The sequence below is a fragment of the Pseudomonas iridis genome, from assembly GCF_017980685.1.
In the GTDB taxonomy this organism is placed as follows: Bacteria; Pseudomonadota; Gammaproteobacteria; order Pseudomonadales; family Pseudomonadaceae; genus Aquipseudomonas; species Aquipseudomonas iridis.
The window spans coordinates 429,244-452,652 of sequence record NZ_JACXXO010000002.1 but is presented as its reverse complement, the minus strand read 5'-3'; the positions used below and the strand labels follow the sequence as shown (position 1 = coordinate 452,652).

Genomic DNA, 23,409 nt, shown 5'->3' with positions numbered 1-23,409 from the left:
TCAGGCTTTTATTGCAAAGTGTGTTGCTCGATGAATTCCATCGGCTGCAATCCTTCGCGGCTTACCAGTCGATTCAACTCGACCCGGGGCAAACGAACGGCCAGCAGGCTGATGCCTTCTTCGTCGTGCTCTTCTTTTTGCACCGCACCGAGTTCGAAAAACTGCGCACGCAGTCGAGCGAATTGTTGCGGCAAGCGCAATGTACCCACGAACAAATCACCGCCCAGCAACTCGGAAATGGCTTGTTCAAGTAATTCCAGACCACTGCCATCACGCGCCGACAACCAGACCCGTTGCGGTTTGCCATCGGCATCGCGCTGGATTTGCGGCTCAACGCCTTCAAGCAAATCGAGTTTGTTATAGACCTCGAGGATCGGCAAGTCCTGGGCGCCAATCTCGCCCAACACCACCATCACCTGCTCGATCTGCAACATGCGATCCGGTTCGGCCGCGTCGATAACGTGCAACAGCAGGTCAGAGTTGCTCGACTCTTCGAGCGTAGACCGAAAAGCCTCGACCAGCTTGTGTGGCAAGTGACGAATGAAGCCTACCGTGTCGGCCAGGACAATCGGCCCCAGGTCGTCCAGTTCCAGACGGCGCAAGGTCGGGTCCAGCGTGGCGAACAATTGATCAGCCGCGTACACGTCGGATTTCGTCACGTTGTTGAAGAGCGTGGATTTACCGGCGTTGGTATAGCCCACCAGAGACACGGTCGGAATATCCGCACGCGAACGGCCGCGCCGCGACTGCTCGCGCTGGCTGCGCACTTTTTCCAGGCGGCCCTTGATCTGTCGCAGGCGAACCCGCAACAGACGACGGTCGGTTTCAAGCTGGGTTTCACCCGGACCGCGCATGCCGATCCCGCCACCCTGACGCTCAAGGTGAGTCCAGCCACGAACCAGCCGCGTGCTCATGTGGTCAAGCTGGGCCAGTTCGACCTGAAGCTTGCCTTCATGGGTACGGGCGCGCTGAGCGAAAATATCGAGAATCAGACCGGTACGGTCGATCACGCGACACTCGAAAACACGTTCGAGGTTACGTTCCTGACTGGGCGTGAGGATGTGATTGAAAATCACCAGATCGGCCTTCTCGGCATGGACCAGGTCGCGCAGTTCCTCGACCTTGCCGCTGCCGATCAGGAATTTGGCAGTTGGCCGATGACGCGGTACGTTAAAAAACGCAACGGTCTCGGCGCCTGCCGAATTAGCCAGTTCCTGAAACTCCTGCGGATCTTCGCGCGCCTCAGGGTCCTGTCCATCCAAGTGAACGAGGATTACTCGCTCACCACCACCGTGGCGCTCAAAGAACAAAGGAGACTCCTATCAGGCGTTACCTGGCTCAGCGTCACCTGCTTCGGATTCGGTTGCGCTAGGCAGACGAATTGGACGAACCGGCACGACTGTCGAGATAGCGTGTTTGTAAACCATTTGGCTGACGGTGTTTTTCAGCAGAATCACGAACTGGTCGAACGACTCGATCGTGCCTTGCAGTTTGATACCGTTGACCAGGTAGATGGAAACCCCAACTTTCTCTTTACGTAAAGTATTCAGGTAAGGGTCTTGTAGCGAATGCCCTTTTGACATGTGCCGCACTCCTTTAAGGATTCAATAATAAAAATAGGTAATTCAGATGGCTTTGGCCGTCACACCCCCAAGGATAGACGGCAATTGCAAGGACTCAGCTCAATATGGAGATGGTCCCTAAGTATTTCAAGGCGCGTGGCAGATTGTCGCAATCAAGACTGTCCAGCCAATGTAAATCTTCCCAGCTGCGTAGCCAGGTGAACTGGCGCTTGGCCAATTGGCGCGTGGCGATGATGCCGCGCTCCTGCATGTCAGCCAATGTCAGTTTGCCATCCAGGTAGTCCCAGACTTGGCGGTAGCCTACCGCACGTATAGACGGCAACCCCGAATGCAGGTCACTTCTTTTACGCAGGGCTACGACCTCGTCGATGAATCCCTGTTCCAACATAATTGTGAATCTTTGTTTAATGCGCTCGTGCAGCACCTGACGATTCGCCGGGGCAATGGCCAAGTTCGCGACAGTATAGGGCAATTGTTGCAGTCCCGAAGCGGCTGCTTCAGTACTTTGCGCAGATTGTTGCTCACGCAGCGCAGTCATGCTCTGACCACTGACCCGATAGACTTCCAGCGCGCGACTCAAGCGTTGTGGATCGTTCGGATGAATCCGCGCAGCGGACACCGGATCAATCACCGCCAATTGATCGTGCAGGGCCTGCCAGCCAAGGCGTGCAGCCTCTTCTTCGATCTGCGCGCGCACCTCGGGATCAGCTGCTGGCATATCCGCAAGACCTTCGACCAAAGCCTTGTAATAGAGCATCGTGCCGCCCACCAGCAGCGGAATTTTTCCGCGCGCGGTGATTTCGGCCATGGCTTGCAAGGCGTCGCGACGAAAATCCGCAGCCGAATAGGCTTCAACCGGATCGAGAATATCGATCAGACGGTGAGGATATTCGGCGAGAAGCTCTTTTGAGGGCTTGGCGGTGCCGATGTCCATGCCGCGATAGACCAGCGCCGAATCGACACTGATCAGCTCGCACGGCAACACTTTGGTCAGCTCGATGGCCAGATCGGTCTTGCCCGCAGCGGTCGGGCCCATCAGGAAAATCGCTGGAGGAAGCTGGCTCATCAACGACCGCGCAAAAACAGTTTGTCCAGATCGTCCAGGCCCAATTGGGTCCAGGTCGGTCGGCCATGGTTGCATTGACCACTGCGCTCGGTGTTTTCCATGTCACGCAGCAGACCGTTCATTTCCGGCAGGGCCAGACGCCGGTTGGCGCGGATTGCGCCGTGGCAGGCCATGGTGCCGAGCAGTTCGTTCAGGTGTGCCTGAATCCGGTCGCTGGTGCCGTACTCCATCAGGTCCGACAGCACGTCGCCAACCAAACGGTTGGCTTCAGCTTGCTTGAGCAGTGCTGGAATCTGGCGAATCGCCAATGTTTCAGGGCCCAGACGCTGCAATTCAAAGCCCAGTCGCTGGAACCACGCGGCATGTTCCTCGGCGCAATCGGCCTCACGCTGACTGACCGCCAGCGATTCCGGCACCAGCAACGGCTGGCCGCTGAGGCCTTCGCTGGCCATGGCGATCTTCAGGCGCTCATACATGATCCGCTCGTGGGCAGCATGCATGTCGACCAGCACCAGGCCTTGGGCGTTCTCGGACAGAATGTAGATGCCTTTCAACTGCGCCAATGCGTAGCCGAGCGGCGGAATGTCTTCCTGACCAGCCGGCAATGCGTTGGCATTGGCTTCTGGCAAGGGCGCAAAAAACTCGCGATAGGCGGCCTGAGCCTCAGCGACCGGGGGCACAGCGGATTGCGGACGCGGCGTGTATTGATACTGATAAGCGCCGCCAGCGCTGGTGCCCGACGACGTGTTGAACGCCGGTTGTGCCTGCGGTTGCTCCAGCAGCGCATTGGCCGCCAGACGCATTTCGCCCTGCGGCCCGAACTCACCGGCATCAAGCCCTGTCGGGCGGACCACGGCAGTGCTGACCGAACCGGCTAGCTGATCTTCCGGACGCACATCGCCCAGCGCCCGGTGCAGCGTGCCGTAAAGGAAATCATGCACCATGCGCCCGTCACGGAAGCGCACTTCGTGTTTGGTCGGGTGAACGTTAACGTCCACAGCAGCCGGATCAACCTCGAAAAACAGCGCAAACGTCGGGTGGCGACCGTTGAACAGAACATCGCGATAAGCCTGGCGCACCGCGTGCGCCACCAGTTTGTCGCGCACCGCGCGGCCGTTTACAAAGAAATACTGCAAGTCCGCCTGACTGCGGTTGAAGGTCGGCAAACCGACCCAGCCCCACAGGTGCAAGCCATTGCGTTCGATCTCGATCGGCAGCGCCTGTTCAAGAAAACCCGAGCCGCAGATCGCCGCCACACGCCGGGCACGGGCCGCATCATCGTGGGCCTCGTGCAGGCTGAGGATGGTCTTGCCGTTGTGGCGCAGATGGAAAGCCACGTCGAAACGCGCCAGTGCCAGCCGCTTGATCACCTCTTGCAGGTGATCGAATTCGGTTTTTTCGGTCTTGAGGAATTTGCGTCGTGCCGGCGTATTGAAGAACAAGTCGCGCACTTCCACCGAAGTGCCCACCGGATGCGCGGCCGGCTGAACGCGAGGCGCCATGTCTCGACCTTCGGTCTCGACCTGCCAGGCCTGATCGGCATCACGGGTGCGCGAAGTCAGGGTCAGGCGCGCCACGGAGCTGATCGAGGCCAGGGCTTCACCGCGGAAGCCCAGGCTCATCACCTGCTCCAGATCTTCCAGATTGCGAATCTTGCTGGTGGCGTGCCGGGCCAGCGCCAGTGGCAGGTCATCGGCAGAAATGCCGCTGCCATCGTCGCGCACCCGCAGCAGCTTGACGCCGCCCTGCTCGACATCGACATCAATGCGCTTGGCACCGGAGTCGAGGCTGTTTTCCAGCAACTCCTTGATCACCGACGCCGGGCGCTCGACCACCTCGCCGGCAGCGATCTGGTTCGCCAGCCGTGGGCTGAGCAGCTCGATGCGGGCCATGTTCAGGACCTGAGTCATTCTTTGGACGCCAGTTCGGTGCCAGGAATGGTCAGGTGCTGGCCTGCTTTCAGGTCATCGCTTTTCAGGTTGTTGGCGCTGCGCAGCGCCGCCGGCGAGACCTGATAACGCACGGCGATCATCGCCAGGGTTTCGCCCGGATTGACTCGATGATCACGCGGGCCCTGGGCAATCTTGCCGGAATCACGCAGCCAGGCAATGTAGCTACCCGGTGGAGGATTCTGCTGGAAGAACTGGCGCACGCCGCTGCTGATCGAACGCGCCAGCGCTTGCTGGTGGCTCGACGCCGAGAGCTTGTTCGCTTCTTTGGCGTTGGAGATAAACCCGGTTTCGACCAGGATCGACGGAATGTCCGGCGACTTCAGCACCATGAACCCGGCTTGCTCCACGCGCTGTTTGTGCAGCGGCGTAACCCGGCCGATGTTGGTCAGGACTTTCTGCCCGACGTTGAGGCTGGAGGTCAACGACGCCGTCATCGACAGGTCAAGCAGCACGCCCGCGAGCATGCGGTCCTTGTCGTCGAGGCTGACGTTGCCCGCACCGCCGATCAGGTCGGAACGGTTTTCACTGTCGGCCAGCCAGCGAGCGGTCTCGGATGTCGCACCGCGATCAGACAGGGCAAACACCGAAGCACCGAAGGCCGCCGCGGATGGCGCGGCATCGGCGTGGATCGAGACGAACAGGTCGGCGCCCTTCTTGCGGGCAATTTCGGTACGCCCGCGCAACGGAATGAAGTAGTCACCGGTACGGGTCAGTTCGGCGCGGAAGCCTTTAATGCCATTGATCTGACGCTGCAATTCACGGGCGATCTGCAACACCACGTCTTTCTCACGCTGCCCGCGCGAGCCGGACGCACCCGGGTCCTCGCCACCGTGGCCGGCGTCAATCACCACAATAATGTCGCGCTTGCCGGCCGGGGCTGGCGAGAGCTTGATGGTCGGTTCGGCCGGGGTGACCGGCACGGCCGGCACCGTCGCCACCCGCGGCGCAGGTGCAGGCGGCGGAGCGGCATCGGCCGGGTTGTCGAACAGATCGACCACCAGACGGTTGCCGTATTGCGCGTTCGGCGCCAGCGAGAAGCTCTTCGGGGTGACGGCTTTTTTCAGGTCGATGACCACCCGCAGGTCGGACGGCGTGCGCTGGGCCGAGCGAATCGCGGTGATCGGCGTGTTCGCGGTCTGCACATTCAATGGCGCTCCGAGGGAGGCGCCATTGACGTCGATCACCAGTCTATCCGGTGAAGTCAGGGTGAAAACGCTGTGCTGCACCGGACCGCTCAGGTCGAAGACCAGTCGCGTGTTATCCGGCGCCCGCCACAGGCGCACGCTGTTGACCTTTGAATCAGCCACAGCGGTGACGGTTACTGCCATCAACATCAGTCCTGCGGCAGCCACCAACGCGCGAAAGCGCATACCTAACCCCATCATCTAATTGGTTTCCAATGCCAAAGCGGCACACCAGGCCTCGCCACGCGAGCCCTGGGACAAAATATTCAGCGAACGCCCGCTGTCTTGCGGGCTAATGGTAATGGTCAGGTCAGGCTTTGGCAAAAAGCCTGCACCTTTATCGGGCCACTCGATCAGGCAGAGGGCGTCGTCGTCGAAGTAGTCGCGGATCCCGAGAAACTCCAGTTCCTCCGGATCAACCAGGCGATACAGGTCGAAATGGAAGGCGCGGATGTCACCGATTTCGTAGGGCTCGACCAATGTGAAGGTCGGACTTTTTACCGCTCCGACATGGCCCAGCCCGCGAATGATCCCCCGCGACAGCGTGGTTTTGCCCATGCCGAGGTTGCCAACAAGAAAAATCAGGCCGTGGCCCTGGGTCACGCGGGCGATCCGTGTGCCAAAGTCGCTCATGGCCTGTTCATCGGCCAGGTACAGGGTTACTTCAGACACGGTGCATGCTCCTCCAACAACTGACGAATGGCTGGAATCAGATCACTGGCCGCCAGCCCACGGCCGAATTTTCCTTGGTGCATCCCGGCATTGGCGTGCAGCCAGACCGCTAGGCACGCGGCATCGAAGCCATCCATGCCTTGTGCCAGCAGCGCGCCGGTCAAACCGGCCAGCACATCGCCGAGCCCGGCGGTGGCCATGGCCGGATGGCCCTGATGACACAACGCCAGACGCCCATCGGGATGGGCGATGAGGCTACCGGCGCCTTTGAGCACCACAACCGCTGTATATTTTTTGCTCAACGCCAACGCAGCAGCAGGACGATCGGCCTGCACCTGCGCGGTGCTGATCCCCAGCAACCGAGCAGCCTCACCCGGATGCGGCGTGATCACGCAATCCCTGGGCAAGCTGACAAACCCTTCGGCCAGCAGGTTCAATGCATCGGCGTCCCACACCTGTGGCAATGGCGCATTGGCCGCCGCCGACACCAGCGCCCGCCCCCAGCCAGCCTGCCCCAGCCCCGGCCCGACCACCAGCACGGAAACCTTTTCCAGCAGGCCCATCAATTGATTGGCCGAGGAAACACCCAGAGCCATGGCTTCCGGAATGCGGGTCAATGCCGCTGGCACATGTTCCGGGCGAGTCGCCAGCGAAACCATGCCGGCACCGCTGCGCAAAGCACTTTCGGTGCTGAGCAGGATCGCCCCGCCAAAACCGTGATCGCCGCCGATCAGCAGCACATGCCCGAAGCGGCCTTTGTGGGAACCGGGTAGACGTGGCGCCAGCCTTGGAAGATTAGCCGCGTGCAGGCGCCGGGCATTGACGGGAATGTCACCACAGGTTTCGGCCGTCGCCTGCAAATCATTAAACACCAGCTCGCCGATATGGTCCGCCGCATCACCGGTGAACAGGCCGACTTTCAAGGCGATGAAGGTGACGGTGAGGTCGGCGCAAACGGCAGTACCCAGCGCATGCCCGGTGTCGGCGGACAGTCCGGAAGGAATATCGACTGCCGTTACCGGCAGGCCGCTGGCGTTGATCGCCGCGATGGCCGTGCGATAAGGCTCGCGTACGTCACCGGTCAGGCCGGTGCCGAGCAAGGCATCGACAATGACCCCGCGCAATTCTTTTTGACCGGCCCAGCCCAGCACACTGACGCCCTCGGCGAGCGCTTCGGCATGCGCCTGCGCGGCATCACCTTGCAGGCGCTGCGCATCGCCGACCGCCAGCACGCGCACCCGCCAACCCGCCCGATGCGCCATTGCGGCGAGCAAATAGCCGTCGCCCGCATTGTTGCCGTGGCCGGCAAGCACAGTCATTTCATCGGCTGCCGGCCATTGCCGCACCAGTGCCCGCCAGGCCGCATGCGCGGCGCGCTGCATCAATTCGAAGCCCGGCGTGCCCGCGGCAATCAGCCGTGCGTCGATCTCGCGCACCTGTGCGGCGCCATACAGCGCGTCGGGTAATTCATCTTTCGTGTGCGGCATGCGTCTTCGGGCTCCGATGTCTGGCAGAATTATACGCACCTCAGCTCCGGTTTCTCTCGCCTCATGTCCGCCATCACCACAGACCTGCCCGCCCTGGCCCAATCGATCAAGGATTGGGGCCGGGAGTTGGGCTTTCAGCAAGTCGGCATCAGCGGCCTCGATCTGGCCGAGCATGAGCAGCACCTGCAGCGCTGGCTCGAGGCCGGCTACCACGGCGAAATGGATTACATGGGGGCCCACGGCAGCAAGCGTTCGCATCCCGAAGAGCTGGTGCCTGGCACTTTGCGCGTGGTTTCCCTGCGCATGGACTACTTGCCGGGCGACACCGAAATGGCCAAACGACTGGCCGAACCGGAAAAAGCTTACGTGTCGCGTTATGCCTTGGGCCGCGATTACCACAAATTGATCCGTAAACGTGTTCAACAATTGGCCGACAGGATTCAAGCCGAGATCGGTCCGTTCGGTTTCCGCGCCTTCGTCGACAGCGCACCGGTACTGGAAAAAGCAATCGCCGAACAGGCTGGGCTGGGCTGGATCGGCAAAAACACGCTGGTGTTGAATCGCAAGGCGGGCAGCTATTTCTTCTTGAGCGAACTGTTTGTTGATCTGCCGCTGCCAGTGGATGAGCCGCACAGTACCGAACACTGCGGGCGCTGCACTGCATGCCTCGATATCTGCCCGACCAATGCTTTCGTCGGCCCGTATGTGCTGGATGCGCGACGCTGCATTTCGTATCTGACCATAGAACTGAAAACCGCCATCCCCGAAGAGCTGCGTCCACTGATCGGCAACCGGGTGTTCGGCTGTGACGATTGCCAGATAGTCTGCCCGTGGAACCGCTTCGCGCGACCCTCGACGGAAAGCGATTTCAAGCCACGGCACAACTTGGACAACGCCGGGCTGGCCGAGCTGTTTTTGTGGGATGAAGAGAAGTTCTTGAGCAGCACCGAGGGCTCGCCATTGCGCCGAGCCGGGTATGAGCGCTGGTTGCGCAATCTGGCAGTGGGGTTAGGCAATGCGCCCTCAACGATTGCGGTGCTGGAAGCGTTGAAGGCGCGACGGGATTATCCCTCGGCGTTGGTCAGGGAACACGTCGAATGGGCGTTGAAGCAACATTCGTCATAAAGGGTATTCCCCCGCATTCGAACGCCGCGCAAACCCAATCGGTTTACTCGTCTGAGACCAGCCATTACCTGGCGACATGCGCCGATCCCCAAGCGGGCTCGTGCGCCCCTAACTGCATAATGCGAACCTGTTTTTTCTGGCCATTCACCAGATAAAACAACCGATGCTCTTGGCTTAAACGCGTATGCACATGGGAAAATCCTTCGTGCAAGCTGTTTGGATAGAAGAATTTGTAATTGGGATAAGGGTCCTGCTTGCTTCCAGGATAAGCTCGGGCAGCTTCACTGGGGCTGATATTGCCTTCAACTGCCGTTTTGAATTCAGCATATTTAGCCCTGGAACCCGCACCAATTTTACCCGGCGGCAGGTAGTCGTGATTCTGGAATTCCTCAATCAATGTCCAGTTTGCTGGCGGCTCGGGCGGCGCGGCACTAGCCCCGGCCTTACCTGATTTGCCACCGTGCTTTCTGCCGCCAAAGGTCGCATATTCCTTTTCCACGATTCTGACCGGCGGTTCGTCGGCCAATTTCACGAGATAGGGACGAGGCCTCAGGCTTTGCGCTATAGCCTGTCGGACAGCAAGGGCCCCTGCGGCAGCAGACGCAATGCCGAGCCCCAGACTTACCCAGCCAAGTATCGCCCCGACCTGGGACTGTGGCGCCAGTTCATTGGCCAACTCACCGCCTATGGCAGCCGCTCCGGAGGCGATGCCCAACCCCATGGCCAGCACGGCCAGTGGCGAGGCTGCACCCAACGTAACGATACTGGCGACTATCCCGATAAAACCCAGCGCAATCCCTGCAATTGACTGCCAGGAGATATGGCCCGTGGGGTCAACTCGATTGACCGGATCGCCCAGGCAATAGGCGTAGGCATTCAATCCCCCCGCGCCAAACGGGCTCATGCTGTCAGGTCCGGTAAAACGCATCAGGGTCGGGCTGTAGGCGCGGTAGCCGTTGCCCAGCAAATACAGACCTGTAACGGTATCCAGTTGCTCGCCATTGAAGGCCGCCAGACTGAACTGCCCGACGTCAGCCGGGCGATGCCCGTAGGGACAATAAGCGCTGTCGTCCCATTGCTCGCCATGCAACCGGGTCAACACACTTTGCTGTTGATCCGTGCCGAAGATCCGGCTACCCGCATCCGCACCGAGTTGCTGCTGGCCCAATACAAACCCGCCATCACGCACCACACTGAGCGCGTCATTACCGCAAATTTCGCTACTCACGCTAGCGTTGTGATAGTAGCGCTGCACATCCAGCTTCCGCGGTTGCGACAACTCAACGATTCGATCAAAACCGTCGTAGTGATGGCCACGCACCACCTCCCCTCGCTCATTGGTCAACCGGATAAGACGTCCAAACGCGTCATACGCCAGGGTGCGCGCGTGGTCGTCCTTGATCATTCGGCCGTCGGCGTCGTACTCCAGCGTAACCGGCGCCGGATAATCGGCATGTGAATGGGTTACCCCAACGAGCTGCGCCGGATCGATTTTGCTGTAACTGAAGGTCGTTACGTTAACGCCTTGGGGAAAAGTGGTTTCCAGCGTGAGGATGTTGTCCAGCGCGTCGAAGGTAAAGGTTTGCCGGATGATGTCTTTGCCGTAAGGATCTCGGGGTCGCTGGCTGCCGTCGCAGTTGTACTGAGTGAGGCGGCCGCGCACGTCGTAAGCGAATCGCTCATCGCGCAGCACGAAAGCGCCGCGCTTCAGGACTTTCTGCGACAGCTTGCCAACCACCGTGTAGGTGGAGGTCAGCGTCTGGGTGACCAAACCATTGGCCTCAAAGCTTCGGGTGGCCTCGCGCCCGAGGTCATCGTAGGTCAGGCGCGTCGTCAGGAGCTTCCTGGAGGAGGTATCGCGAGTTTCAATGCGTTCCAGCAAAGCGGTTTTCTTGTCATAGAAAAAATCAGCCTGCACCGCCCCCTGCTTGAACGAGACTCTGCGCCCCCACGTGTCGTACTCGGTCTTGTGCTTTACACCCAGCACGTCCACGTACGTCAGGGGACGACCGGCGAAAGTATAGGTATGGGAGACGGTCTGGCGCAGATCGCCGAATTGCGTGGTTTGCGATTTGAGACGCCCGGAGGGAAAGTACTCAAAATGACTCTCGCGGCCCTGTTCGATACAACTTTGCGGTTTCCCGTTGAGGACATCGTAGGTGAATCGAGTGATCAATCCGTCGTCTTCGGCCTCGATCAGCTCGTCACCCTCAATGAGCGATCCGCGAGCGATGACAGCCTTGCGTTCAGTCAATAATCCACCCAAGGCTGGCTCATGAACGAACTCGGTCCGCTGGCCTGAGGCGTCGGTGTGCGATTTGGGCAGACTGCGGCCGGCCTCGTAACTGGCGAACGACTTGCGCCCTCCCACGGACATCTCTGTCACACGGTTCAAACCATCGAACGCCTGCTGCCCCAACAGCACGCCCGCCACTTTGATGTCCACCGGCAACTCATCGGTGCTGTGGGCTGCAAACGTGGTTTCAACTGCATGTCCGTCTGGCAAAACAGTGCGCACCAAGCGGTCGAACACGTCGTATTCGAAAGAAGTCTTGTTGCCGGCCGGATCGGTCTGGCTGAGGGTTCGGCCCAACCCGTCATAGGTATAAACGGTTTTACCCAGGCTTTGCTCTTTCAGATCGAATACCTCGACGCTGTCTGGCTTGCCGAAAGCATTGACGACAGTGATCGTTTTGCCCATGCCCTGCTGCCAGCTCTTCTGCTTGCGGCTGACGGGATCAAATTCACTGTGTTCGATTCGCCCGTCGCCATGGCGGGTCTCTTTGGTCTGGCCCCAATCGTCGTAGAAAAAATCCGATTTGACCTCGCGCGCAACGCCATCCCACCAGTCGCTGTGCTCCACCGTCACGGGTCGTCCAGTGTTGTCATGGACGCAGGTATAAACAGTGCGCATAGGGCAGTCGCCCTGCGGGTCCGGGTTATCGCAGTCCTTTTCCTGAATTTTGACGATGCGCCCCAGTGCGTCGTAAGTGGCCTCTTGCATGCCCCCGGACGAGTCATGGGTGATCAGTGTCGCCGGCTCGCGGCCCTCGGCAGTCTCATAGCGCCACTGGGTAAAGGAGGCGTAAGCCGTGCCGGGCGCCAGTGTCTTGCGTATCCGCCGGCCAAGCTTGTCGTATTCATACTCGATGACTGCGTCGTCGGCATCGCGCTCGGACACCGTCAACCCACTCAGGGTCGAAAGCTTTTGTTCGCTGGAACTGGTGGTGCCGTCAAACCCGTGAACGGTTTTCTTCAACGACAGTGTGGTCTCCTCAAGCTCATACGAATATTCGATGCGGGTCGTTGTGGCATTGCGCGTAACACTCTGCTGTTGCAAAACGCCGTGCAGAATCGGGTCCTTGGGCGAGCTCAAATAGGTAAGGTCAACCTTTGAACGCAGAATCTCGACACCGTCAACCAACTCCAGAAAACTCTCCTGAACGGGCAGGACACTGGCCAGCGTCGAGCCTTCGAGGGCGGGGTGCAACGCATAGCGATAGCGGGTAATGGTCGAGGCGCCACCGCCTGCCGCTGGTACCACGGTTTTCTGCTTGAGGAAACGGATAAACCCCAGAGGGTCTTTTGGGCAACCTTCTGAATCGCTGGCCGGGTAGTACTCGAACTGCGTACTCACGCCGCTGGCGTCCACCTGACTGAGCAGATTGCCGGCGGCATCGAACTCGGTGGTGGTGGTTTCCGTGCGTTTCTGCCCGGTTACGCTGTTCGCGAAACCTCGGGTCTGAGACTTGGGCATGCGAAATTGCGCCGGCTGCTCAGTGAAAGGCTTGCCGACTTCACAGTGATAATCGGTAGTAACCGAAGCTACCGACTCACCACATGTGGTCACTTCAGAGACCAACAGATGAAACTTGTTGTAGGTGCGCCTGGTGTGGGTATGAGTCTTCACCCCCACAATCAAACTTTCCACGCAACTGTACTGATAGCTCTTGGGTGCACGGTACAGAGGGTCACCGTCATCGGCCGGATCGGACGGCACGCCATGCCCCAGATAATTCCAGTCCGAATACGTGTAGGTCTTGCTAACCTTCGGCTGCCCTTGCTTGACGAAAACTTCATGGGCAATCACGTAGGGCAGGCTTTGCGTCGCTCCTGAGGCAGGAAGCAGGTGTCCGACCCTTTTGTAGCGAATGTTTTCCACGGCACCGAGTGGTGATTCCACGCGTTTCAGGTACCTGATGCCATCAATCTCTTCGTACTGCAGATCCCAACCTCTGCCAACCGGTAAACCGATTGCAGTGACGTGGTCGTTCTTGAACGTCATCGTGAATTCAGCGCTAGATGGCGTGTCGGGATGCTGGGTCAGCGTCAGCCGGCCAGCGGTACGGCTGACTTTAAGCAATGTTCTTTTTGCATCGCTGATTTCCACGAGCATGGGTTGCTCGTTGAACGTCGCGTATTTCAAGGAAATGCTCGTTCCGTTCGCGGCGATGACCCTCGTGGGCACGGCAATATGGGTGGCGCCGTAAACCTCAAGCTCTTCGCGCCGGCCATCCTTGTAACGAACTTCATAACGCCCGACAGCGACTTTCAGTACCTTGGCGCTCTCAAGTTTCATTTCCTTGAACTGCAGAGCATCGCCTGTTTCAACGGCCTTATAGCGCTCACCATTGTTGAGCGTCATGACTTTGCTACGCAAATCATAACGACTGGTGGGCAACGACCATCCCGTGCCATAACCGGCGTTGTGAGTGTTGAGTGGGTTGAAGCTCAAGGCAAGATTGAATGAAGGGCCATTGAGGTCTCCGGAACGAATAACCCCAAGTGTCAGGGCGCAGGTATAAATGCCTGTGCGGGGATCAACACCACCGGCAACAAAACCTCCAAAATTGAATGCATTCGAATGCACTGAATCCTGAGTTTTAGTACTCATGAATAACATCCTGTAAGTTGCAGAAACGAATAGACACGCAAGAGTTCCGACTACTGCACCGAAAACACCATGAGTAGCGAAACTCTTGAAACCCTGCTTCAACCAAGCGAGTACGAGCGGTTCGCAATATCAGGATTGATCCGAACATTGTGCGCGGTACCGTATTCATCCAACACCAGCAACTCCAGCGTTTCCTTATTCTCTGGCTTGCGAGGATGCTCTTCCGTTACATGACTGAGGATCGATATTATTCCGGGATCCTGCTCCATGGTGCGAAGGCCGGTTGACGTGCGCGTCACCACCTGCGCGCCATAAATCGGCGCTATATAACCGGTATAACTTCTCGGGCCGACCGAAACGTTTATGGCATTGCCAGAGGAAAAGAACTCGACCGCATAGTCCGCGTCATATTTCACTTGCAGGCTGGACCAATCGAGCAGATTGATTTGTCGACCTTCGGCATATAAAGCGAGACTATATTGTTCAAACTTTTCAAAAAGACTGGGCGTATCCCTAACCCTGTTTTTCTTGAGAGTGAAACTGGTGCGTGGATAACGTTTAGGCGCAATCGCTTCAAGCGTCACACTGCTGTCGTAACCATTGCGCCCATTGCTCCGATACTTCTTTCCATCCAGGGTCAGTTCAGCGGCAATCTGGAGTGCGCCCGGACGGCTGCAAGTGACCCAAAACTCGAAAACCTGAACACTGTCTGCAGGCGCGGAAATCCGATTGCTGGTGGCAGGCACCAATGGCGTCACGCGCGCGGCGCCACCCGCCATGTCGTGTGCATAGCGGTTTTCCTGCAAATCGACATGCCAATCGCCGCCCAACGGCGCAGAGGTGTCATAGCTGATCAGCTTGAGCGTCTCCAGCGCCGGATGGCCATGCAGCGAGACTTCTTCGGCCTGCGAGTTTTCTCCCGTCACCAGCACCAGCACACGAACTTGCATACGGCCATTGGCATACAGTGTCTTATGGCGAACGGCAGAAGAGTAAAACTTCACTTCAAGGCGCTGGATACTCAGATTTTCTTCAAACATATAAATTTCTTCCTGAAAGGCAAATTGAAAACATGCTCTTGGGCGATAAAGCTGGAGTATTGACACACACACGCCAGACAAAAAGAAGTCACGCTTTATATCCGCATGTAATGTCGCAAAAAGAAACACCCGACAGTGCAAACCAGGAGACTTACATTCGCTTGATATCGCACACCTGCAATCAAGCAACCACGACCATTCAGAAAACGATCAAACTTTGCAATAAAAAAACTTTGCCACACATTAAAAAGCCCACCTTCATACCATTGTTCGAGAACGAGGCAGAGAGTGGGCCAGACTGATATTGGCTACAACTGGAATAAAGCGTTACTGCATTAACAACTACCAGACAATGTCGTCAGTCGCTCGACGATTCAATCCCGGTATCAGGAGAGTCGAAAAAATCAAAAACTTCATTCGCCACAGGCTCTCGCACCCTGATTACAACCTGTCTGTCCATACTGGCGTCCTGAACATATTGACCTATACCCATCAACGCGACGTCGCCGAGTGGATTGTCAATCAGGTTGATATCCAGATTTTGTGTATCGGGAAGTTCGAAAAACTCCTCTCTGATATTAACGATATTATTGTCGTGCAAATCAAGCACCCTCAAGCTTGCCAGTTGTTCTATCCCAGAAGGAATCTGCGTCAGCCCGGTATCACTCAGGTACAACTCGCCCAATTGGTGCATAAATCCCACATGTGGCGCGACACCCAACGGATTTTCGTCAAGCCTCAACAGAGTCAGTGTCTCGATTCTTGATAGCCCCTCGGCATCGAAGTCCGACAGTTGCAGTGAGCAATCCTGCAAGACCAGATGGCGCAGGTCGCGCATCTGAAAAATGCCTGGAGCGAACGTCTCCATCCGCACCCTTTGGAGGATCAGGTAGCGCAGATTGGGAAAGCTGTCGAGCAATTTGCCGAGCTTGACGCTCGGGTTGCGTGCCTCCAGCACCAACTCTGTCACATGCTCGAATCTTGCGGATGTGTGCGGCAACTCACCGGCGAAGTCGATGAACGAAGAAAAACTTTCGCCTTGAGCGTCATGGGGTGTTATCAATTTTTTCTGCCAGAGAGCTTGCAGATTTTTACTGAAGCCCTGTCGCAACTGTAGTTGATGGGCAAGTGCCGCAGGGCTCCATACCTTCCCCTCAGTGTGATGTGAAGGGACGATCGCGCTCCAGGCGCTTAACTCCTGCCGCAACGCTGCGAACTCTTTTTCCAACCGGATCAAAACCCCGGACGGATCGCTGCGCAGATGCTCATTGATAAATCGCGCTACATCCTCGTCAGAGAGCTCCGGATACAGATCACGGACGCGTTTTTCAACAGACCTGCTCGGCACGGGATTTTCATCGGCTCCGCCCCGCAGATACCCCGCCTGCCGATATTGCGCAGCTGCAGCTTCGATGGCCGATGGCAACGGTTCCAGTCCGAGCACTTCGCTCACGGTCTGCCGCGATGGTAACGGCTGGGCACGGACCCATCGCTGCAATGTCGGGCCAGCGCCTCCAGGCATGCCCAGCGCCTTGCGCTGCGCGGGCAGCAGCAACAAGCAGACCGCCGAATACAGATCATGCAACGCCTGGGTTGATTGGCCGTCGGCGCGTTGCACCAAATACCCTGCGTCCTGTCGAATCAGCACGTGACGAACCGGCGACCGGCCGTCACCGATCGCGCTCAAGACCTCCCCGTCCAGCACGCCCTGACGCATCTCGATTCGAATCTGTCGCGGCCAATCTGCGAGACTGCCGATCATATAAAGCGCCAAGCGGTCACTGTCCAAATTGGACACCGCATTCAAGTAAAGCCCTTCGCCAGCCCTGGCCAGACGAACCTCTCGCAGGGCCACCAACGTCTCTGCCGCCACTCGCGGTGGCAGGCGCGGCTGATTGTGCATATGCAGACGCTCGGCGGCAGTCGTATTGCGCCATATCGCCTGGGCCACAGTTTTAGGCAAATCAGGAAAAATTCGTCGCATCTGCAAGGTATTTTCATCACAGTCGACTTCGAATGCCCGCTCATGCGCCTTAAAGACTGCGGCGCGATCCTCTTTTGGCCAGCGCGCCATTTTCTGATCGAGGCTGAATCGCCTGAGGGTGTCCTGGAGCAGTGCGGGGGGATGAATATCAGCGTCGGTATGGCGCGCCAGCGTTCCCTCCAGGCCACTCACTGCAAGGATGCGTGCAAGCGTGATGTCGGAGAATTCGTCGATGGCATAACCCATACGGTGAAACAGGTCCGCCATATGCTCATGCGCGGAGTTGCTGCTCTCGACCGGATACCAGAGTTTGCCCTCGCTATCCGGTTTGAGTAGCGGACCGGTAGGCTCGCGCTCTCGGGTGACGGTAGCGCGGAACAGACCACTGTCGGCGTCCTTGACCACTTGCACATAATGCTCTTCATCTACAGCGACATATTGGCGTTGCTTGAGCACCCGAATGCCTTGCTCATTGGCCTCGCCCATATTTCTCGAAACGGGTATCCAGTAGTTCGACAAGGCGCTGATCGCGACACTCCCACCCGGGTGACTGATCGGGATGGCGGGCGGCATCAGGCTCGGGATAACGCTGATGACTTCCACCGATTCTGCCGTGTGCGGTCGGGGGGAAGGCTGCAGTGGATCCGGTGGACGGGACACCGAAGACGACGGGAGATTACCCCCTACCGGCCGATGAAAGCCGTCAGTGTTGATATCGGGGATTTTGTTTGGCGCAGGTTTGATTTTTTTTGGTGGTTTGCCAGCCATGAGTTCTCATCCTTGAGATGTGTGGTTGCGCAGACTCCGCATGGTTACGGAGACCGCGCATGACATAAAGACAATCACGCAGTATTGCGAATATTGACGATTGACCCGACCAGCTTACCGGCCTGTTCAATATGAAGCGGTATATATCTTTACCACAGTGTCAGGGATACAAATTTTGAACGGCCAACCTTACCCGCGCTCCAGACCAAAAGTGCGCGCGACAAAGTCCGTGCGAATCGCCAGTTTATGTTCCGTACCGTGTTGATCAATGGCGCGAAACTGGAATACATCGCCTTTTTTGTAGGCACGGTCCAAACTCGAATATTCAGACAGTGCCTGCACCACCGTGAGTTCTCCATCACGATCATTGACCCTCACGGAATAAAACTTCTTATCTCGCTTAATTGCATCAGCGGAAAACGTGAACACAATAGGATCACCGTTGAATGGCAATCCGATGCTCAAGCTGCGCTCTCTTGGACGAGCCAGAACACCTGTGAGAAAATTAGTCACGTAGGCATTGAGCTTATTGGCCGTGGCGAACATAGGATCGGTATCGGCGGGGACATCGGCAATCCAGTCGACAAGCTTGATCTGCTGTCCTTGTGGATACAACCCGAGGTAGTAGTTCCAGATTCGATTGCCCGGCTCTTCATTGCCGCGACGCGTCGCCTGCCAGCGGAACTGGTCAATGGCGTAAGCCAATGGTTGTTGTGCTTCCAGGGTTACGCTGCTGTCGTGGACACTGGCCAGCGTCGTCCCGTTGGTACGAATCGTCTGCCCGGCCAGGGTAAGCCGTGCGGCAATCTGGGTCGTGCCGGCAACGGAGCAGGAGACCCAGAAAGTACGGACTTGCGGATGGAGTATGTCCTCGTCTGTCTCGTCGTCGGGAATCGAGGTGGTCATGGCCGAAGATTGCGCTTCAAGGGTATAGGGCCCTTGCTCGATACTGGCGGACCAGCCATCCCGTAACCTCCTGCCCGTACCATAATGAATAAGTTCGATGCTATTCATTACGTCAGCCGGTACATGCACCGTATTCCCGTTGATATCAGCGGCGGCAACAAGCACTTGCACTTTAACTTGCATGCGACCATTACCGAACAGCGACTTGCTTCGCGTGACCTCACCGGCATCAAATTTGACTTTGAAACTGATGATAGAGTCGGCGACTCCCAGATGGCTTTGTGTTACTTCCATGTTTTCACTCATAATGCAAATCCTTTGACGTTGTATTTACTTGGCAGATAGACCTTGAGCAAGCTATCGACCAAATAAATAACACGACCGTCAAAACAACAGCAAAGCGAAAAATGTAAGAAGCCTATATACACTTGTAAGCCATTAACAAAACGCTGACCATCGAATCAGCACAAGTTACTGACTGCGAGGACTATCAATGCTCGTCGTTATAGACAAATTTTGGCATTTCCCAATGAAAACGAATTGCCAACAGACGTAACAGGAATCCGCCGAATAAAGTTATCAGGATCGCCTGCTCGCTCGGAAGATTCAGAAACAGGCAGAACATGTAACACCATGCCGCCGCAAAAGAGACGCTGGCGTAAAGTTCGCGCCGGAAGATCAGCGGGATGTCGTTACAGAAGATATCGCGCAGGATGCCGCCGAATACCCCGGTGATCACGCCGCTGACCGAAGCCACCAACATGCCGTGGCCCATTTCCAGCGCGGTCATGCAGCCGATCAGGGTGAAGGCCACCAGGCCGACAGCATCGAGCACCAGAAACAGCGAGCGCAGGTGGCGCATCCAGCGTGCGGTAAACACCGTGAACATTGCGGCGAGCGAGGTCAGCACCAGATATTCCGGATGTTTGACCCACGTCAGCGGGTAATGCCCGAGCAGCACATCACGCACCGAACCACCGCCCAACGCCGTGACACAGGCGATCAGCACCACACCAAACCAGTCCATGCCACGACGACCGGCAGACAGTGCGCCGGTCATGGCTTCAGCGGTGATGGCGACGAGGTAGAGCATTAGCAACATGGTGGCGATCCTTGCAGGAAGGCGCGCAGTCTACTCACTTCGCCATGGCACCAAAAGAGGGCAGCAGCGCAGTCCTCCGATGTCAGAACTTGATGAAATGCTCGCGGTAGTGCTGCAGCTCGGCGATCGACTCGCGGATGTCGTCGAGCGCCAGGTGCGTGCCGCCCTTCTTGAAGCTGTCGCGTACGTCCGGCGCCCAGCGGGCCGCCAGTTCCTTGAGCGTCGAGACGTCGAGGTTGCGATAGTGGAAGTAGCTTTCCAGCGCCTTCATATGGGTATAAAGGAAGCGACGATCCTGGCAGATGCTGTTGCCGCAAATCGGCGACTTGCCCTTCGGCACCCACTTTTCGAGGAAGGCGATGGTTTCGGCTTCGGCTTCGGCCATGCTGACGCGGCTTTCACGTACGCGCTGGGTCAGGCCGGAGTTGCCGTGGGTGCGGGTGTTCCACTCGTCCATGCGCGAGAGGACTTCGTCGCTGTGGTGGATGGCGATGACCGGGCCTTCGGCCAGGGTGTTGAGGTCGCTGTCAGTGACGATAGTGGCCATTTCGATGATGACGTCGTTTTCCGGATCCAGACCGGTCATTTCCAGGTCGATCCAGATCAAGTTCTGCGGGTTCTGCATATTCGGGCTCCTAGGCAATGCTGCGCAGTTTAGCTTAGGCCGGTGGCCGGGCGTGCTAAACTCGCGGCCGTTTTACCTAATCGCTGCATTCTTCAGACGGAACACCCATGGCCAAACGCCAACTCAATCGACGTCAAAACTGGCGCATCGAAAAAATTCAGGGCGAGCGCGCCGCACGCGCCGCCAAACGCGAGTCCTCGGCTGTCGAGGCCCTTGAAGGTGGCGACCTGGGCCCGGAACAGACCGGTCTGGTGATCGCGCACTTCGGTGTGCAGGTCGAAGTCGAGGCCAAGGACGGCGAACTCGCCGGCCAGGTGTTCCGTTGCCACCTGCGCGCCAACCTGCCGGCGCTGGTGACCGGCGACACCGTCGTCTGGCGTGCCGGCAACCAGGGCATCGGTGTGATCGTCGCGCAATTGCCGCGCACCACCGAGTTGTGCCGCCCGGACAGCCGTGGCCAGCTCAAACCGGTCGCCGCCAACGTTGACATGATCGTCATCGTTTTCGCCCCGCTGCCCGAGCCGCATGCCAACCTGATCGACCGTTACCTGGTCGCGGCCGAACACGCCGGCATCCGTCCGCTGTTGCTGCTGAACAAATTCGACCTGATCGACGAGCAGAACGCTCCGGCGCTGAACGCGCTGTTGGCGGTTTATCGCACGCTCGGTTATCCGGTGCTGGAAGTTTCGGCGCACCACGGCAACGGCATGGAACAACTGCAACAGCAGCTCGATGGGCGCATCAGCGTCTTCGTCGGCCAGTCCGGCGTCGGCAAGTCGTCGCTGGTCAACAGCCTGCTGCCGGAGGTTGAAACCCGCGTCGGGCCGCTGTCCGAACTCTCCGGCCAGGGCACGCACACGACGACCACCGCGCGTCTGTTCCACTTCCCCGGCGGTGGTGAACTGATCGACTCCCCGGGCATCCGCGAATTCGGCCTCGGCCACGTCAGCCGCGCCGACGTTGAAGCCGGCTTCATCGAGTTCAACGATTTGCTCGGGACCTGCCGCTTCCGCGATTGCAAACATGATCGCGAACCGGGTTGCGCACTGCTCAAGGCATTGGAAGATGGCCGCGTGCAGCAGCAACGGATGAACAGCTATCGCTCGATCATCGCCAGTCTGCCTGAAAGCGGCTATTAAACAGCCAAGCCGGCAGCGCCTGTCTCAGGTGCTGCCGGTTGTCGGACCCGCCCTTACAATCCCCCTGTTTTTTAAACATCAGAATTTTCTGTAAGGCCTGCACACGCCTGTTTGCAGGACATTTCTCTTTTGCCGCGCACATCTTGTAGGCATCTCCCAGATGCCTACATTCAGTTCCTCGTCCGCACTTTCGCGACCTCCGAGGAACCCCATGCAAACCTACCATTTGTTCATCAGTCACTCGTGGAACTACTCCCATGCCCACGACAACCTGGTACGCAACGCCGCACAGGCCGAGTGCGCGTGGAACACCAACAGCATTGTCAGCGCGATTCGTCTGCATACGGCGGTGTAATCATGCGCAAGGGACTGTTTATCGGGATCAACGACTACAAACATATTCCGCGCTTGAGCGGGTGCAGCAATGACGCCATGGCCATGGCGTCCGTACTGAAAACCGACGCAAATGGCGACCCCAACTTCAAGAACGTGGTGCTGACATCCGCCGAGGATCACTTGAGCAGGGAGAAACTCGAAGACCAGATTCGCGAACTGTTTTCCGGCGACTGTAACGTCGCGCTGCTGTACTTCGCCGGGCATGGCGGCTTCGACAATGACAATGATGAAGGCATGCTGTTGCCGCAGAACTACCGAAACGCCAAGGACGGCATCCGCATCAGCGACATCCTCAACTGGGCAACCAAAGCCACGAGGATCAAGAACAAGGTGATCATCCTCGACTGCTGCCAAAGCGGCGCGGCCGGCGAGGCGCGCGCGTTGCGCAGTGAAAGCAGCGTGGTCGGCGAAGGCATGACCATCCTGACCGCGTGCAAAAAGGAAGAGTCGGCCATGGAAGGCGCGCAACACGGTGTGTTCACCGGCTGCTGTTGCAGGCGCTGCATGGCGGCGCAGCCAACATCCTCGGCAAGATCACTCCCGGCAGCCTCTATTCCTTCGTCGACAATGCGCTCGACGCCTGGGAACAGCGCCCGGTGTTCAAGACCAACGTGTCGCAATTCATTTCCCTGCGTGAAGTCTCGCCGCTGATCCCCAAGGAAATCCTGCGCAAACTCCCCGAATGGTTTACCGAAGCCGAGTCGGTTTTCCCGCTCGATCCCAGCTACGAACCCACCGAAGCCACTTTCAATCCGGACCACGGCGAAGTCTTCGCCCAACTGCAAAAGTGCAACCGCCACAGCCTGATCGAACCGATGGACGCCGAGCATATGTATTACGCGGCCATCCACTCGACCGGCTGCCGCCTCACCGCCCTTGGCGCCTATTACCGCGAACTCGCCCTCAAAGGACACTTCTGATGCCAGTCTTCATCAGCTACCGCCACATGGATCGCGCCTACGCGATGGCCATCAACAACCGCCTGATCAGGGCCAACATCAAGACTTACCTTGACGTGCTGGACCTGGAATCGCAGACCACCGATGACATCACCGGGGTCATTACGCGCAACATCACCGAATGCACGCACTTGCTCGCGGTGGTTTCGGAAAAAACCGCGTTGTCGTGGTGGGTGCCGTTTGAAATCGGCGAAGCGACCATCAGCAACCGGCGGATCTGTTCCTTCAGGACCGGGCCAGCGGAGTTGCCGCTGTATCTGGACAAATGGCCGAAGCTGAACACGGAAAGTGATCTGGATTTCTTTATTGATGCGTATCGTGAGGAGGTGTCGAACAAGCGGTCGATGTCACTGGAGTCGATAAGTGAATCCGTGAAGGGCAGCTACAAACGCGATGCCGACATGTTCCACGAACAATTGAAGAACCGGATTCGGCGCGGGTTCTGAAACATCGTCACCCTTGATGCCCCTCACCCTAACCCTCTCCCGGAGGGAGAGGGGACTGACCGAGGTGGATGTTCGAGTTAC

The 23,409-nt window shown here is 58.0% G+C and carries 17 protein-coding genes and 1 pseudogene; 5 read left to right on the top strand and 13 right to left on the bottom strand.

Going from position 1 to position 23,409, the window contains the following annotated elements:
• Positions 1-8: 8 nt before the first annotated feature.
• The 7 genes from hflX to IEQ42_RS06890 form a co-directional block, all read right to left on the bottom strand.
• The gene (hflX, locus tag IEQ42_RS06920; RefSeq protein ID WP_042557387.1) at positions 9-1,310 is read right to left on the bottom strand and encodes a ribosome rescue GTPase HflX; all 1,302 of its coding nucleotides are present in this window, start codon (positions 1,308-1,310) and stop codon (positions 9-11) included.
• Between the two features lie 12 nt (positions 1,311-1,322).
• Positions 1,323-1,583 (bottom strand): RNA chaperone Hfq, encoded by a 261-nt coding sequence (hfq, locus tag IEQ42_RS06915; protein WP_007902656.1) that lies wholly within the window; start codon positions 1,581-1,583, stop codon positions 1,323-1,325.
• Positions 1,584-1,677: 94 nt separating this feature from the next.
• Positions 1,678-2,649 (bottom strand): tRNA (adenosine(37)-N6)-dimethylallyltransferase MiaA, encoded by a 972-nt coding sequence (gene miaA, locus IEQ42_RS06910; protein WP_210703008.1) that lies wholly within the window; start codon positions 2,647-2,649, stop codon positions 1,678-1,680.
• Positions 2,649-4,559 carry a DNA mismatch repair endonuclease MutL gene (gene mutL / locus IEQ42_RS06905; RefSeq protein WP_210703007.1) on the bottom strand — a complete coding sequence of 637 codons (1,911 nt, stop codon included), beginning with the start codon at positions 4,557-4,559 and terminating at the stop codon, positions 2,649-2,651. Before mutL ends, miaA begins: the two co-directional genes overlap by 1 nt.
• Entirely contained in the window at positions 4,556-5,986 is a 1,431-nt protein-coding gene (locus IEQ42_RS06900; protein WP_274611318.1) for an N-acetylmuramoyl-L-alanine amidase, read from the bottom strand. The genes mutL and IEQ42_RS06900 overlap by 4 nt, the downstream gene beginning before the upstream one ends.
• Positions 5,987-6,457: a tRNA (adenosine(37)-N6)-threonylcarbamoyltransferase complex ATPase subunit type 1 TsaE gene (tsaE, locus tag IEQ42_RS06895; RefSeq protein ID WP_042557383.1), complete on the bottom strand. Its 471-nt coding sequence runs from the start codon at positions 6,455-6,457 to the stop codon at positions 5,987-5,989.
• Positions 6,445-7,944 (bottom strand): NAD(P)H-hydrate dehydratase, encoded by a 1,500-nt coding sequence (locus tag IEQ42_RS06890; protein WP_210703006.1) that lies wholly within the window; start codon positions 7,942-7,944, stop codon positions 6,445-6,447. The genes tsaE and IEQ42_RS06890 overlap by 13 nt, the downstream gene beginning before the upstream one ends.
• Before the next feature lie 63 nt (positions 7,945-8,007).
• Between IEQ42_RS06890 and queG the strand changes: the two genes are divergently transcribed.
• Entirely contained in the window at positions 8,008-9,069 is a 1,062-nt protein-coding gene (gene queG / locus IEQ42_RS06885) for a tRNA epoxyqueuosine(34) reductase QueG (RefSeq protein WP_210703005.1), read from the top strand.
• A gap of 64 nt (positions 9,070-9,133) precedes the next feature.
• On the opposite strand, the gene IEQ42_RS06880 is transcribed toward queG, so the two are convergent.
• From IEQ42_RS06880 to orn, 6 genes are all read right to left on the bottom strand, one after another.
• Positions 9,134-13,963, bottom strand: coding sequence for an RHS repeat domain-containing protein (locus IEQ42_RS06880; RefSeq protein ID WP_228731950.1), 4,830 nt, complete (start codon positions 13,961-13,963; stop codon positions 9,134-9,136).
• A gap of 98 nt (positions 13,964-14,061) precedes the next feature.
• Positions 14,062-15,003 (bottom strand): hypothetical protein, encoded by a 942-nt coding sequence (locus IEQ42_RS06875; protein ID WP_210703004.1) that lies wholly within the window; start codon positions 15,001-15,003, stop codon positions 14,062-14,064.
• Between the two features lie 358 nt (positions 15,004-15,361).
• Positions 15,362-17,755 (bottom strand): leucine-rich repeat domain-containing protein, encoded by a 2,394-nt coding sequence (locus IEQ42_RS06870; protein ID WP_210703003.1) that lies wholly within the window; start codon positions 17,753-17,755, stop codon positions 15,362-15,364.
• Positions 17,756-17,944: 189 nt separating this feature from the next.
• Entirely contained in the window at positions 17,945-18,967 is a 1,023-nt protein-coding gene (locus IEQ42_RS06865; protein ID WP_210703002.1) for a hypothetical protein, read from the bottom strand.
• 184 nt (positions 18,968-19,151) lie between these two features.
• Positions 19,152-19,763, bottom strand: coding sequence for a trimeric intracellular cation channel family protein (locus IEQ42_RS06860; protein ID WP_042557376.1), 612 nt, complete (start codon positions 19,761-19,763; stop codon positions 19,152-19,154).
• Between the two features lie 82 nt (positions 19,764-19,845).
• Positions 19,846-20,388, bottom strand: a complete 543-nt coding sequence (orn, locus tag IEQ42_RS06855) for an oligoribonuclease (RefSeq protein ID WP_042557375.1) — start codon at positions 20,386-20,388, stop codon at positions 19,846-19,848.
• A gap of 107 nt (positions 20,389-20,495) precedes the next feature.
• On the opposite strand from orn, the gene rsgA reads away from it, so the two are divergent.
• The 4 genes and pseudogenes from rsgA to IEQ42_RS06835 all read left to right on the top strand — a co-directional run bounded on the left by rsgA (position 20,496) and on the right by IEQ42_RS06835 (position 23,328).
• Positions 20,496-21,527: a small ribosomal subunit biogenesis GTPase RsgA gene (rsgA, locus tag IEQ42_RS06850; RefSeq protein WP_042557374.1), complete on the top strand. Its 1,032-nt coding sequence runs from the start codon at positions 20,496-20,498 to the stop codon at positions 21,525-21,527.
• 211 nt (positions 21,528-21,738) lie between these two features.
• Positions 21,739-21,882: a hypothetical protein gene (locus IEQ42_RS06845; protein WP_210703001.1), complete on the top strand. Its 144-nt coding sequence runs from the start codon at positions 21,739-21,741 to the stop codon at positions 21,880-21,882.
• Positions 21,883-21,884: 2 nt separating this feature from the next.
• Positions 21,885-22,843, top strand: a pseudogene (locus tag IEQ42_RS06840) (caspase family protein).
• Entirely contained in the window at positions 22,843-23,328 is a 486-nt protein-coding gene (locus IEQ42_RS06835) for a toll/interleukin-1 receptor domain-containing protein (protein WP_210703000.1), read from the top strand. The pseudogene IEQ42_RS06840 and the gene IEQ42_RS06835 overlap by 1 nt, the downstream one beginning before the upstream one ends.
• The last annotated feature ends 81 nt before the right edge of the window (positions 23,329-23,409 follow it).